This window comes from Lewinella sp. IMCC34191 (genome assembly GCF_003390935.1).
In the GTDB taxonomy this organism is placed as follows: domain Bacteria; phylum Bacteroidota; class Bacteroidia; order Chitinophagales; family Saprospiraceae; genus Neolewinella.
The window spans coordinates 246,263-260,750 of record NZ_QNQZ01000008.1; the positions used below are offsets into that span (position 1 = coordinate 246,263).

At 59.1% G+C, this 14,488-nt stretch carries 11 protein-coding genes; 9 read left to right on the plus strand and 2 right to left on the minus strand.

Annotated elements, in window-relative coordinates; translation table 11 throughout:
• Positions 1–123 precede the first annotated feature (123 nt).
• Positions 124–1,974, plus strand: a complete 1,851-nt coding sequence (locus DRW39_RS16145) for a T9SS type A sorting domain-containing protein (RefSeq protein ID WP_116108096.1) — start codon at positions 124–126, stop codon at positions 1,972–1,974.
• 151 nt (positions 1,975–2,125) lie between these two features.
• Positions 2,126–3,016 (plus strand): tetratricopeptide repeat protein, encoded by an 891-nt coding sequence (locus tag DRW39_RS16150; protein ID WP_116108097.1) that lies wholly within the window; start codon positions 2,126–2,128, stop codon positions 3,014–3,016.
• Between the two features lie 68 nt (positions 3,017–3,084).
• Here the strand turns inward: DRW39_RS16150 and DRW39_RS16155 are convergent, their stop codons facing one another.
• On the minus strand, positions 3,085–4,215 hold the full coding sequence (locus tag DRW39_RS16155; RefSeq protein WP_116108098.1) for a cupin domain-containing protein: 1,131 nt from the start codon (positions 4,213–4,215) through the stop codon (positions 3,085–3,087).
• Between the two features lie 184 nt (positions 4,216–4,399).
• On the opposite strand from DRW39_RS16155, the gene DRW39_RS16160 reads away from it, so the two are divergent.
• From DRW39_RS16160 to DRW39_RS16170, 3 genes are all read left to right on the plus strand, one after another.
• The gene (locus DRW39_RS16160; RefSeq protein ID WP_116108150.1) at positions 4,400–5,779 is read left to right on the plus strand and encodes a TolB family protein; all 1,380 of its coding nucleotides are present in this window, start codon (positions 4,400–4,402) and stop codon (positions 5,777–5,779) included.
• 168 nt (positions 5,780–5,947) lie between these two features.
• Positions 5,948–7,189, plus strand: coding sequence for a hypothetical protein (locus DRW39_RS16165; protein WP_116108099.1), 1,242 nt, complete (start codon positions 5,948–5,950; stop codon positions 7,187–7,189).
• 261 nt (positions 7,190–7,450) lie between these two features.
• Positions 7,451–9,169: a DUF885 domain-containing protein gene (locus tag DRW39_RS16170; RefSeq protein WP_157976167.1), complete on the plus strand. Its 1,719-nt coding sequence runs from the start codon at positions 7,451–7,453 to the stop codon at positions 9,167–9,169.
• Here the strand turns inward: DRW39_RS16170 and DRW39_RS16175 are convergent.
• A complete protein-coding gene (locus DRW39_RS16175) occupies positions 9,166–9,408 on the minus strand; it encodes a hypothetical protein (protein WP_116108101.1) in 243 nt (80 codons plus the stop codon). The genes DRW39_RS16170 and DRW39_RS16175 overlap by 4 nt on opposite strands.
• A 218-nt stretch (positions 9,409–9,626) precedes the next feature.
• Here DRW39_RS16175 and DRW39_RS16180 point away from each other — a divergent pair, with 218 nt between their 5' ends.
• The 4 genes from DRW39_RS16180 to DRW39_RS16195 all read left to right on the plus strand — a co-directional run bounded on the left by DRW39_RS16180 (position 9,627) and on the right by DRW39_RS16195 (position 14,369).
• Entirely contained in the window at positions 9,627–10,670 is a 1,044-nt protein-coding gene (locus tag DRW39_RS16180) for an outer membrane beta-barrel protein (protein ID WP_116108102.1), read from the plus strand.
• 135 nt (positions 10,671–10,805) lie between these two features.
• On the plus strand, positions 10,806–11,852 hold the full coding sequence (locus tag DRW39_RS16185; protein ID WP_157976168.1) for a hypothetical protein: 1,047 nt from the start codon (positions 10,806–10,808) through the stop codon (positions 11,850–11,852).
• Between the two features lie 28 nt (positions 11,853–11,880).
• Positions 11,881–13,254: a sodium:solute symporter family protein gene (locus tag DRW39_RS16190; RefSeq protein WP_116108104.1), complete on the plus strand. Its 1,374-nt coding sequence runs from the start codon at positions 11,881–11,883 to the stop codon at positions 13,252–13,254.
• Positions 13,255–13,283: 29 nt separating this feature from the next.
• Positions 13,284–14,369, plus strand: a complete 1,086-nt coding sequence (locus tag DRW39_RS16195; RefSeq protein WP_116108105.1) for a M20/M25/M40 family metallo-hydrolase — start codon at positions 13,284–13,286, stop codon at positions 14,367–14,369.
• Positions 14,370–14,488 lie beyond the last annotated feature (119 nt).

Genomic DNA, 14,488 nt, shown 5'->3' on the forward strand with positions numbered 1-14,488 from the left:
TCCGAAATCCGTTTCGGGGGCATCCCTAACGTATTGAATTCCGGTCCTCCCCGGGAATAATCTTTTAAACGGGGAGGCTGCTTTTTTGGAATAACCTTCGAAGCTTACCACACTAAACCCCTCATGAAAAACCTACTATACCTTCTCCTATTTTTACCCATAGTAAGCCGGGCGCAGTCGTCCTTCATTCTACCCCAGGACACCGTCACGCACCGCAATGACCTGGCGATAAGCCCCACCGGCGATCGCATCATCATCGGAGAGGTCGCCTACGAGGGCCAAACCTCCGTGGACTTTGATCCGGGTCCGGCAGAAAAGCGACTGTCCCTTATTGGAACCGACGGTGGTTTTGGAACCTACGTCGCCTCCTACACCCCCGCGGGGGAATTGAACTTCGTTTTTGCAATTAACGATCCGGAACGCGTGTTCACCTGGGTCGAGGCATACTACGTCGAAACGGATAATGCGGGCAACATTTACCTCCAAGGTTCCTACTACGGAAGCGCGGACTTCGATCCGGGACCGGACACCTACCGGCTATCGGCATCCCGACCCAACGAGGATCGCATTTTTGTCGCCTCGTACACCGCGGCCGGCGAATTCCGTTTCGCCCTCGATTTCCCGCACTACGATCCGCCTATTCACGAGTGGGTGAAACGCAAGACCTTCGACGTGGACGGTGACGGGAACGTCTACGTGATCAACACCAGCCTACGGGCCTTCGATTACGACCCCGGCCCCGGGGAATACTTATCCGGGACCGACCGGGCGGTGCTGGCGTCTTACGACAGCACCGGAGCCTTACGGTACGCCTTTCCTACGGTACGCCTCCCGGCGCTGCTTAGCGTGGGGCACAACGGAGACTTTTACCTTATGAGTGAGTTTCGGAGCGAGGATGTCGGCTTCGACTACGATCCGAGCGAGGACGGGGAGCATTACCCCGATGCCAAATTAGATTCCACGGGTACGATCATCGCGGCTTACGACCGCGAGGGCCGTTTCCTTTTCGCTCATCCCTTTGCCGGTCAGTTGGTGTCCGTCGACTTGATGGACGGAGACGCGGACGGAAACGTGTACATAGCCGGATTTCAGTCGCCGGTTTCGACCGATTATGCTCCGGGACCCGATACCAAATGGCTTCGCAACCCCGCCGAGAACGCCGACGTAGCGATGTACCTGGCAAAATATACCCGCCAGGGGGAACTCTTGCTTGCCGATACGCTCGCGGATGCGAACCCGGAAGACGCTTATAATTACCTTATGGACTACCACCTCACTCCGGAGGGAAACCTGTACCTCAGTGGAATGCTGAGTGCCTCTTCGGTCGATTTCGATCGTGACCCGGACGCCGCGGCCGTAGTAGAGGGAGGGGTCGATCTGAACCATCGGGCTTTTGTCGCCAGTTACGATGCGAACCTGGACTATCGGTTCGCCTACACCATCGATGGTACGGAAGGTAAGTACTTAAGGGGTCGGCCCCTGCACTTTCGCATCGAACCCTCCGGGGACTGCGGTGAATACGTGCTAATGAACGACGTGGCGCTACCGCAGACGATAGATTTTTTGCCGGGCGATGAAACGTTCATACCCGAGCCTGCCTCGGAAACCGAGGACTCCTACGGGGTGGCCCTGGTAACCACGAATTACGGGAGCGCGGTTTCTACCCCTAATTGCGATCAACTGTCCAACTTAGGGTCTGCACCAGGGCGGTCGGTCACTTACCCGGTAACAGTCAGCCCAAATCCGTCCGTATCGGGAATCTTTACCGTCGACCTGTCGTTTGCCGCCGGTGAGGTTGTCCACTACCTGATCGTCGATGTTTCGGGGCGGGTCATTCGTCGGGGAGTGGTACACGAAACCTCCGTGTCTTTTCCGTTGGATATGCAAGCCGAGCCGGCGGGCATGTATACGGTCAGGTTCTGGGACGGGGAATCTGCCGCCGTAGCCAAGGTGATCCGGGGTGGGGGGCGATAATTAGCCCTCTTCATGGACGTGGATCGCGGACTGTGAGCTTTTGTTATTCGGATGGATTTTCCGGATATATGGGAGCATTGCGCTAAGGCGTAATGGTGTTAACCAGCAAGGGTCGCGAAATATTGGATTCACCCTCACCAGTTATGACAATATGAGATACCTATTTAGCTCGTTAGCGGTCCTCTACCTTTGTACCGGCATTGCGGGACAGGACTTTGCCGCTGATTTTACCGTTTCCCAGGAGTCGGGTGATACCGCCAGGCAACTTCAAATACTCGGAAAATGGGAGATAGATAATCCCCGGGATCCGGCTCTTTTCGTAGCATACTTTAATTACTACGTAAATACAGCAAGGAAGGAGGTTCTTTCCATGTCTGCGGAAAATCCTGGAGGGGAGAGTATCATGCTGCAGGACAGCATGGGTAAGACGGCCGGATTCATCGAAAGCCGTATCATCTACGACGAAAAATTACTCGAGCAGGGGCTAAATAAGATCGAGGAGGGAATCAAACGGTACCCCGACCGATTGGACATGAGGTTTGGCAAGATCTTCGCGCTGGGCGAAGCCGGATACTGGGGAAAATTTAAAGACGAGATTGTCCGGGCTATCAGGCAGTCGAATAAGATTGATAATATTTGGAGATGGGACACGAATGAACCGCTGGAAAGCGGAGCTGAAATATTTCTCTCTTCCCTACAAGACTACCAGGGAGCACTCTTCAATACGGGGGACCCAGCATTACTCCCCCACATTCGTACTATTGCCCAAAAGGTACTAGCGTACCATCCTGATCATATCGAAAGCTTGTCGAATTTGTCCGTCACCTACTTACTGGCCGGGGAATACGATAAGGGAATAGTGCCCCTGCTAAAAGCCGAAAAGCTTGATCCACAAGACGCCATCGTACTGGGAAATATCGCCTATGGCTATATCCAGATGGGCGAGAAATCAAAGGCGATCGAGTACTACAAGAAGGTTATCGACCACGGTGACGACGAATCCATTGCTTTCGCCAGGGAGCAGATAGCCGCCCTGGAGTAGTAAGGCCGACCCTGTTAACTCCCTAAGTACGCGCTATTCAGGTATCATGAGCAGATACGGTAACCTATTCAATGCACCGCCTCGCTATCCCACTGAAAAGCGAGATACGTGCAGGCGCTTTCCCCCGTATTACGGATTGCATGCGGAACCTGCGACGGCAAGTAATAGACGTCACCCGCCCTGGCGCTATAGCGGTCGTCACCGATCTCCATCTCGGTGGTGCCCTCGATCATGATCACGATCTCCGCGGCCCGGTGGACGTGGGGTTCGTGACTCTTGATGCCCGGATTTAGTTGGGTCTTGTGCATTTCGTAGTAGGGGCAGGTCGGGGTGGACCGCCGGAAGTAGTTCCATAGTCCGCCCCGGTCGTGGGGCTGGAAGGTGAGTTCCCGGTACGGCACGACGAAGGAAGCTCCCGGCCTCACCGGATGGTTAGCAGAGTAGTCCATACGGTAAGCTACCAGGCTATCCGCATTGACCGGGCGAAAGACGGCCACGTCACCTGCGGCCAGGAACAGGACGCTTTGCGGGCTTAGCAGCCACGTGCTGTCACCGATCTCGACCTTCATGCTTCCTTCCCGGACGATATAGATCGTTTCGGAGTCCGGGCTGCTATCCCAATTGCTTGACACCTCCGCGGAAGCACTCCATCTCATCATTACGAGGCTTTTAAAGTGTGCGGTGGGGCCACGGAATAGGATGGAACCCACACCCGCGTCGGGAAAAGAATAGACGCCCGCCTCCACTTGCCAGGGTACGTCTTCGGCAGCGGCCCGCAATGCGGTTACTAGCGCGGCGGTTGTCTCGGCCTCCGGCAGTGGCTGCCACTGTACGTCCTCGGCGACGGGGATATCCATGCGGCGTATTTCAGATAGTATCGCTTGCCGGCGCTCATCCGTATCCTCCGATAAGAGAACGGCGGCAACAGGTCGGATGGCCCCTTGCGCGATCAGGTTGTCCAGTATCCAGGGCAGGTAAACGGTACCCTTACTATCCAGCAATGCGGAGGGGTCGGTTACGATCGCTAGGGAATGGATCGAATCCTTGCCCGGCGGCAGATATACCGCCCTGGTGCCGTCAAGGTCCTGCGCTACTCGGCCGTGGGGTAGATTCTCGTAATATCTTCCATTCGGACTGGTCTGCTGCGCTATTACCTGGACGGAGAGCAGAAGAAGGGGCAGCAATCGGAGTAAAGTCATGGCATATTCGTTAACGGGCGCGCACTACATTCGCTCAGGGTAAGATACCCCGCCACCGAACACCAGCCTCCAAAACAAGCTCTAGGAAGGGTACGGGGCGGACAAATTCCACCCCGCAGATTCTTTGCCAATGTCGATCCACTATTCCATCCCGATCACGCTTTTCACCCTTTGCTCCCTGCTTATGACTTCCCCACTTTCCGCTCAACATCCAACCACGGGAATCTTCGATCGCGCACAGGATATCGGGAAATTCACCGAGCCGGGCCAGACCAGCTACGATGCTTCGACCGAGACATATCACCTGACCGCTCCCGCCGGCCCGGATGCCCGCCGCTTTGTCTGGACCACTGTCCAGGGCGACTTCATCCTGCGTGCGGAAGTCCGTATTCCGGCTTCTTCCACCCTCACCACCGGCTGGGCGGTGCGCGACCACCTGGGCGCCGCGGCGCCCGAGGTCCTTGGTACCATTGGGGCCGCCGAAGCTGCGGATCAATTCGTCGTACTGGAGCTATCGCGTGAGGGGGACAGCCTGACCTTCCGGACCGCGCGCTTCGGAGAACCGCTACACGAGCAGTGGACGCGGGAAGACTCCCTACGCAACGAGGTATTCACCGGGCTAACGGTTGCAGGGGGCGACGGAGCGCAGGTAGAATACCGTAACGTGCGGATTACCTACCCCGCCCCGGAAAGCCTGGTTCCCTACCGCGACTACCTCGGCAGCCGGCTGGAAATCCTGAACGTGGAGACCGGCCTCCGCACCATACGCCTGACCAGTGATCATTCCCTGCAGGCCCCGAACTGGACACCGGACGGCAAATACCTCATTTACAATTCCAACGGCTACCTCTACCGCTATCGACTTACCGACGACCACGTCGTGATGCTTAATACGGGCTTTGCGACGGATAACAACAACGACCACGTACTGAGCTTTGACGGGCGGCAACTCGGCATCAGCCACCACGTCGCGGAGGAAGACCGGGCCAGCACCATCTTCGTCCTCCCGGTAGAGGGCAGCGACGAGCCACGGCGGGTCACCCTGCCGAACGCCGGCCACTCCTACCTACATGGCTTCTCGCCGGACGCCAAGCAGGTCGTCTTCACCGCCGGCCGCAACGACAAATACGATATCTACCTGGCCGATGTCGCCACCGGCCGGGAAACCCCCGTGACCGACACGCCCGGGCTCGACGACGGCCCCGAGTTCAGTGCCGATGGCCGCTACATCTACTTCAACAGCAACCGCAGCGGCATGATGCAACTCTGGCGGGTGGAGGCCGACGGCTCGAATCCGACCCGGCTAACGCACGACCACGACTACAACGATTGGTTTCCCCATCTCTCTCCCGACGGCGATGACATCATCTTTCTCAGCTTCGGTACCGACGTGGAATCCAGCCAGCATCCCTTCTATAAGCACGTAACGCTCCGGACCATGCCGGTAGGCGGTGGCGAGCCGCGTATCCTGGCCTACCTCTACGGGGGGCAGGGCACCATCAACGTACCCAGCTGGTCGCCGGACGGGAAGAAAGTGGCCTTTATCAGCAATACGGGTCGTTAGCGGTAATGGGGGTGGCGGAGCTCCAGCTCCGCCAATGTATATGAGGAAGCACTGCCCGGAGCTGGAGCTCCGGGACCCTGGGCGGGGTGGCCGAGCTCCAGCTCGGCCGGTGTTCGTCTGACGGGGCCCCGCACCCGCCAAAGTGGCCATAACCCGCATCCGGTCACCATGAGAATCCTCCCCATCCTTGGCCTCCTCTGCCTCAGCCTCCTGGGATACACCCAAACGCCCCAGCGTATTCCGGCGTCGTTTACGCCCATCGACATCACCTTCACCTATGAACAATCCGCCTACCTCCACGAAACGGCGGTACGCGATACGACACGGGAGGGGTACCATCCCGGAATGATCGGCAACCACCTCTCCTTTACAGGACTGGCCCGGAAGGCGATGGTGGCCTTTGAAGGCGACAGCCCGGTGATGGCCATGGATACCGTGCGTTTCACTCGCTTCGTGGACTCCTTTCACGCCGTTGCGGCGGTTCCTACTATTCTCGGGGATGCGGAGCGGCACGAGGTCGTCATCATCAATGAAGCCCACCACGAACCGCGCCATCGCGTTTTTACCCGTTCCCTTTTGCAGGGGCTCTACGACCGGGGTTACCGCCACTTCGGACTCGAAACACTGGCAAACTACGAAGGAGCCGATAGCCTTATCCAGGCGATGCCTTACCCCACTTTGGCGAGCGGATACTATACCCACGAGCCCGGATTTTCGGCCATGGTACAGGCTGCCCGGGACATCGGCTTCAAAATATTCGGCTACGAATCCAACCATATCCTGGGCAACGAGCCCAGCCACCGGGAAACCGAGCAGATGATGTATATCGTGGCCTACCGGAAAAAGCATCCGGAAGGTAAGTTGTTGCTGCACGTCGGTTATTCCCACGCATACGAAGGCGAGCTGGGCGGTAGCTGGGGCAAAGCCATGGCGCAACGACTGGCCGATACCACCGGCCTTGACCCCCTGACCATAAACCAGACGCATTTTCGGGAAAGCGTGGATACCTTCCGCGAACGTTACGAGTACCGGGCCGCGGCCTCGGCCGGTTTGAGCGAACCGAGCCTGTTCGTCAACGACGTGGGTGCACACTGGAATTTTGACAACGACATACGCTGGTTTGACCGCTACGTCTTCCATCCTCGCACGGCATACCGCTACGGCCGGGCGGATTACGTTTTTACCTTCGGCCGCAAACCTGTCTATCTGGACGTCAATGTGGGTACGGAAGGGCCGTATCTATTGCAGGCCTATCGTCCCGAAGACGATATGTCGCAAGCCGTCCCGCGCGACGTAGTAGAAACTTCCGCAGCAGATCAACGCGCGCTGGCCCTCGAGCCGGGGGATTACCGGGTGCTGCTGATTGCTCCATCCCGGAAAATGTGGGTGGCGAATATCCGGGTGGAGTAGTAGGGGAAGCGTTCGAGGGTGGCGGAGCTCCAGCTCCGCCGGTGTGTATGAGGGAAGTACTCCCCGGAGCTGGAGCTCCGGGACCCTGGGCAGGGTGGCGGAGCTCCAGCTCCGCCGGTGTGCATGAGGGAAGGACTGCCCGGAGCTGGAGCTCCAGGACCCCGGGCGGGGTGGCGGAGCTCCAGCTCCGCCAATATGTATAGGGAAGGACTCCACGAAGCGGGAGCTCCGGGACCCTCACCTCCGGGACCCCGATACACCATGAAAGCCCGTACCTTCTGGCGCAGTAATCCCCTGTATATGCGCTTTACGCTCCTTCTGCTCATTTTCGCATCGCTACCCGTAGTCGGGCAGTCCGACACCTCGGCCTTCGAAAAACTACTGGTCGAGTACCAGACCTACGAGCGCTACGACTCCACCAATACCTGGGGCAGCGAAACGCCCGCCCAGGTAGCCGAGGAACTGGCCTTCATGCAGGATCTCCAGGAGCGGCTGGAGGAACTGCCGGCTATTCCGGATTCCATTCACATCGACCGCGAGCTACTCGAATTCGTACTGCAGGACCGAATCTATCGACTCCAGTTCGGTACGTATCATTTCCCATTGAATGCGGAGGGGGGCTTTCTGACGGACATCGTTTACCGCTTCGGAAACCGCCGCGTCCGCTCGGAGGAGGACCTGGGCCGCTACCTCCGGGAGCTGCGAAGCATCCCCGCCCACTTTCGGGCGCAGCAGGCAGCCATGACCGGTGGCCTCGGGGTGCAGCGGACCAACCCGCGGCTGGTGGTCGACCGGGTGCTGGCACTCATCGACCGTACCCTGGACCCGGAGTCCGGCCGTACGCTTTTCCTGCAGCCGGTTGCCGATTATAATGCCGGGGTGAATTCCGTGAATGCCGTGCTGCAGGATTCCATTCTGCCCGCTTATCAGTCGCTGCGCGACTTTCTCACCGATAAGTACCTGCCCCAACTGCCGGAAGGACCGGGCATCGCCACCATCGAGGGGGGAAAGGAATACTACCGTCACCTGATCCGCTACTTCACCACGACGGACGAGATGACGCCGGAGGAGGTTTTTGAAACCGGCATGCGGGAAGTGGAGCGCATCCGGGCCGAGATGCTGGAAGTGATGCGGTCCACCGGGTACGAGGATGACTTCGCTGCATTTCTTCAATACCTGCGCACCGACGCCCGATTTTACGCCGAAACGCCCGCCGAATTGCTGGAGCGGGCCGCCTGGATCACGAAAAGGATGGAGGGCAAATTGCCGGAATACTTCACGCAGCTGCCGCGGATGCCCCTGACGGTCAGTCCCGTACCCGCCGCCCTGGCGCCGAACTATACGGGTGGGCGTTACAGCCCGGGATCGTACCGGGGGCGCCGGGCGGGGGCCTTCTGGGTCAATACCTACGACCTGCCGAGCCGCCCGTTCTATACCCTGCCGGCCCTGGCGTTGCACGAGGGCGTGCCGGGTCACCACACGCAGATGATGCTGGCCGCGGAGCAGGAGGGGCAATCGAATTTTAGGAGGGGATTGTACCTATCGTCCTTCGGGGAAGGGTGGGCGCTGTACTGCGAGTACCTCGGGAAGGAGGCCGGCATGTACGAGGATGCGTACGAGGATTTTGGCCGACTAACCTACGAGATGTGGCGGGCCTGCCGGCTGGTGGTGGATCCGGGCATCCACTATATGGGCTGGTCGCGGGACCGGGCCGTACAATTTATGGCCGAGAACACGGCGCTGTCGATACGGGAGGTGAACTCAGAGATCGACCGCTACATCGGCTGGCCCGGGCAGGCGGTCAGTTACAAGATGGGGGAATTAACGATCCGCCGGCTCAGACGGGAAGCGGAAGCGGCGCTGGGCGATAAATTCGACCTGGCGGAATTCCACAGCCTCGTGCTGGCCAACGGATCGGTAACGATGTCGCTGCTCGAACGGATCGTCCGGCAGTACATCTCGGAGCGGAGCGGGGACTAGTCCTCGTCCATCATCATTTCCTCGCCGGTGCTGGAAAACTCGGCTTCCATTTCCTCGCCGTTCATGTCGAACTCGACTTCGTAGTGGTCGTCCTCTTCTTCCCACTCCACATCGGTGGCGCCGGGGTAGGCGGACTCAAATGCGCTTTGAACGGCGGCGGGTACTTCAACGGCTTCGGCGCTTTCGTCACAGGCGAAAAGGGCGAAGGCAAACAGGGTGGAAAAGACTAATTTCTTCATCGTGGGTGTTTTGAAGGAATGGAATTTCCTGTCGCTTCTCCGCATTTTTGCGGCGGAGCGCAGGTATGGTATCTTTCGGTAAACGGGAAAACTGTCGGGATGTGGACTATTGCCCCTATTTTATTCACCCCGTACCGTATAGCTGCGGTGGACGGACCGCTACCGGTTGTCGTTATACCGATGGTCCGCGGACCAGTTTCACCTAAACCCTCCATAACATGCGTAACCTCTTTCTGTCGCTACTATGCTTCGGCTGTGGCCTTTCCCTCACCGCACAGATGACCCGCGGCGACCAACTGATTGCCCTGACCTCTTCCTTCCCCGCCGCCCAGACCGTCGGGGCCTGGTCGCTCCCGCAAGCCGCTCACAACTTCGGTCTACAATACGACGGTCGTTCGGAATCTACCGCCCTCTACTACGGCGGCGAATACAGCTATGCGCTGCTCGACCGGCTCATGCTGGGTGCGGGTGTCTTCGGAATCAAGGAATTCGGAGAAAATGGCACCAGCAGTATCTTTTTTCAGCCCCGGCTGCGCTACTACCTTGTCAATGCACCCAGCCTGCAGGTCTTCGGTCAGGTAAGCAGTATCGTGGCGGGGGCAGATTCGGACAGGCAATCGGGGGGCGTGCAGCTGGCCGCCGGGGCGCATTATCCGCTGACCGATGTCTTATTGCTTACCCCCCAACTATCCTACTATATTGATGACGGTAAAAATTCGCTTATGCTGGAGCTGGCGTTGCAGTTACGCCTAAGCAAAAAGCAGGCCGATAAAATTTCGGCCGGTATCCGGCGGGGACGGGTAATGGTGGGTGCGCAGTCAGCCCGCTTAGCCTTTCGGGACGGGGCTACCGGTGCCGGATTGGAGGTCGGAGGACACTACTTCATAGCGGATCGCCTGGCCATTGGCGGGCAGCTAGGTTACAGTGGCGACTATCTGAAATTAGGCACCGGGGGTGGCAACTCGGCTACCCTCGATTACGTGCAGTGGAACGCCGCCGCCGCCGTCCGGTATTATTTATCGACCGCCGGCCGCCTGGCATGGTTTACCGAAGCGGGCACCGGACTGAGCCGGACGTCCATTTCATCGGATATCCAGATCGATGTCGATACGGCGTCGCGGGAGTATCTCTTCTTGGGAGGTGGTCTACAATTTTTTACGAGCGAGCAGTTTTCCCTGGAGGCGGCCCCAACGGTACGGTACAGCTTCGAATCGGAAGATTGGAGATACGGGCTGAATTTCGGTGTGCGGTACCTGCTTTAGCTTAGGCGTAGGGGATACCGCGGCTTACGACCTAAAAACACCCATGCGCATCTGATATAAGAGAAATTATGGAGAATCGGCGTAACGGCCCGGGCTGGAAACGTATGAAGCGGCACAAAACATCCGTGCCGTATCATGAAAAAACTTTGCCTCTGCCTGCTATTTCTTTGCATGCTCTCTTCCTTATCGTACGCCCAGATCAGGAAGGGCGACGGGTTGCTGTACCTGGATCGGACCACCTCCCTACAAGCGCCCCTGCCGATCTCCCCGTTTTCCGTCGGTGGTGGACTGTACCGCGATGGCGGGCTGGAACGAACGACCTTTCACCTGGGTGGTAGTTACGGGTTAGCCATTGTCGATCCGGTGGTTGTGGGCGCAAACTTGTACGCTGACGTGAGCTTAGGCGAGTTTGGCGGCCGACAGGTGGAGATTCTGCCCTTCGTGCGCTATTATCCACTGAACACCGCCGCCCTTATGGCTTATGCCGAGCTGTCTTCGGGCCTGTATGCCTACCGGGGCGGCTCCGAGCTGTTCAAGTCCGCCAGGTTGGCGGTGGGGGTCCACCTGCCGGTTGGCGGTGGGGCTTTGCTCACACCCAATTTGGGATACACGGTGCGGGAAGGCCGTAACTCGCTCATGCTGGGTGCCGACCTCCAGCTGCGTCTTCGTGCGGGCGAAGACGATGAAGCTCCTGTCGCGGATTTCAGCCGGGGCACCTTTATGCTGGGAGCGGAAAGCATCAAGCTGACGCTCTATGAGAACGGCAACGACATTGGTGCCGATGTTGGCGGCCACTTCTTCCTGGCGGACGGATTTGCCGTGACGGGGCTGATCGGCTACCAGCGCAGCTACCAGAATTACCCCTTCGGGGGGAACACGGCGGACCGCTACTTCCGCCTCAGCCGGCTACATCTCGGAGCCGGTGCCCGCTACTACCTGACCCGCGACGCCCGGCTGGTATGGTTTGGTGAGGGCGGCCTGGGCCGGGTGTGGGAAAGCCTGGATACGAACTACGGCATCGACTACCTGGACCCAAGCTTCACCTACCTGACCGCCGGGGTAGGGGGGCAGTACTTCCTGACCCGCCGGATAGCGGTGGAAGCCGGGCCGCAGGTCCGCTACGACCTGACGCACGAGTCGGTGATCGCGGGTATAAACTTCGGGGTGCGCTGGGTGCTGTAACTTCGGGGGGCTAACCCGCCCGCCTACCTTGCTTGCCGCCTGTATCGTACTGTATCTGCTGCTGACGTTGGGCATCGGTGCCTGGGCCAGCCGGCGCATTCATTCCAGCCAAGATTTTACGCTGGCCGGGCGGCAGCTGTCCACCGGCCTGGTGGCGGTGACGATCTTTGCCACCTGGTACGGACCGGAATTCATCATGGGTGTACCCGGCTACTTCGTGCGGGATGGTCTGCTGGGTACCATCACCGACCTGTTCGGTACGTTGCTTTGCCTTACGCTGGTGGGTACGCTTTTCGCCCGGCGGCTCTACCGGATGAAGATCGTCACGCTGAGCGACTTCTTCCGCCGCCGCTACGGAGCGCGGATCGAAATAGCCACTTCCCTGATCCAGGTGCTGGCCTACTTCCCCTGGATCGCGGCCCAATTCGTCGCCCTGTCTTACCTCTTTCACTCCGTGTTGGGAACGAGCGTACCGCAGGGAATCCTGCTCGGGGCCGGGATCGTGGTGGTGTACACCTACATTGGCGGGATGTGGGCGGTCACCCTTACCGACCTGCTACAGAGCGTACTGATCGTAGCCGGGTTGGGACTCGTACTATCGCAGCTGCTGGGAGAGACCGGGGGCCTTGGCGAATTACTCAGCGATCGCCCCAATACCTTTTATGATATACTTCCCGCCAGTGACCTGGCTTCGTGGAGTGACTACCTGGCGATGTGGATGGCTTTCGGGCTCGGGGCCATTCCTTCGCAGGAAATCTACCAGCGCTTATTCTCGGCTCACTCCGCTACGGCCGGGCGTAACGGGGTGCTGCTCAGTGGCGTGCTTCTCTTCTTGGTGGGGGCGGTACCCCTGCTGATCGGCCTCGCCGCCGCCAAGCTCCACCCGGAGCTGATGGATGTGGACGACGGTCAGCACCTCATCCCGGCGATGGTGCGGGAATACACCTCCCTTCCGGTGCAGATCCTGTTTTTCGGTGCGTTGATCTCCGCGATCCTGAGTACGTCCAGCGGTGCGATGCTGTCGCCGGCTACCGTCATCGGGGAAAACCTCATCCGACCGCGTATGCCAAAGCTCACCGACCGGCAGCTGTTGCGATGGACGCGCGTGAGCATCATCGGGGTGGCGGCCGTGGCCAGTGCATTCGCCCTGAACGACAGTCACATTCACGGATTGGTGGTGGATTCGGCCGTATTGCTGATGGTATGCCTGCTGGCGCCTCTTGCGCTGGGGTTGTACTGGAAGCGGGCGAATACCACCGGGGCCTGGACCGCCATCCTCACCGGTGCCGGGGTCTGGTTCCTGACGGATCGTCTCGGAACGATAGTGGATGCTACGATCTACGGCACACTAGCGAGTTTTGCGGGCATGGTATCGGGCAGTCTCCTCGGTCGGAAGGCGTAGTTTTGTGGGTCCCCAATTCCTTCAAGCATATGTCCGACCACCGCGATCAAGCCGTCACCTTACTCCGCCAACTGATCGCTACTCCCTCTCTGAGTCGACAGGAAGAAGCGACCGCCGCGGTCTTGGAAGCGTGGCTACGCGATCACGGCGTACAACCGCAACGGCACCTCAATAATGTGTGGGTAACGAGCCGCAACTGGATGGAGGGACGCCTGACCGTATTGCTCAACAGTCACCACGACACCGTCAAGGCGGCCGCCGGGTATACCCGAGATCCCCACTCCCCGGACATCGAGGACGGCAAACTTTACGGCCTCGGCAGCAACGACGCCGGGGGAGCGCTGGTGAGCCTCATCACCGCCTTCCTGACCCTGGAGAACGATCCGACGTTACCGGTCAACCTGGTGTTGGCCGCCACGGCCGAGGAGGAAATAAGTGGGCCAAACGGTATTGTGGCCCTGTTACCCCTCCTCCCGGAGATCGACTGCGGCATCGTCGGCGAACCTACCCTCATGCAACTGGCCGTGGCCGAACGCGGGCTGGTGGTCATTGACGGCGAGACGAAAGGGGAGAGCGGACACGCGGCCCGGAAGGAGGGAATAAATGCTTTGTATTTAGCCCTGGACGATATCGCCGCCATTCGTGACCACGTATTCAGCCGGCCGAGCGAGAAACTCGGGCCTACGGGCGCGGCGGTCACCGTCATCCAGTCCGGTACCCAGCACAACGTCGTCCCCGACCGTTGCACCTTCGTGGTGGACTTACGGGTGAACGAAGCGTACAGTAATGAGGAGGCGGTGGCGGAACTGCAGTCCGTGTGCCGGCACGCGCAATTAACGCCGCGCAGCCTGCGGCTTCAGTCGAGTGGTATTTCCGACGATCACGTATTACTAAAAGCCGCCCGGCGGATGCTGCCCACCGCCGAAACCTACGGATCGCCCACCCTCAGTGACCAGGCCCTAATGCCCTTCCCGACATTAAAGCTCGGCCCGGGAGATAGCGCCAGAAGCCATTCGGCAGATGAGTTTATCTGGGTGGAGGAGGTTGAGAGTGGGGTGGAGGGGTATGTTGGCTTGATTCAGGCTTGTGGGTTGTTTTTAGGTCATAGGTCATAGGTCATAGGTCATGGGTCATAGGTCATGGGTCATGGGTCATGGGGTGTAGGTCATAGGCATAGGTTATAGGGCAGCATTAGTATGCGAATGTGGCTAGAGGGTTGGGCATGGGGACTGGT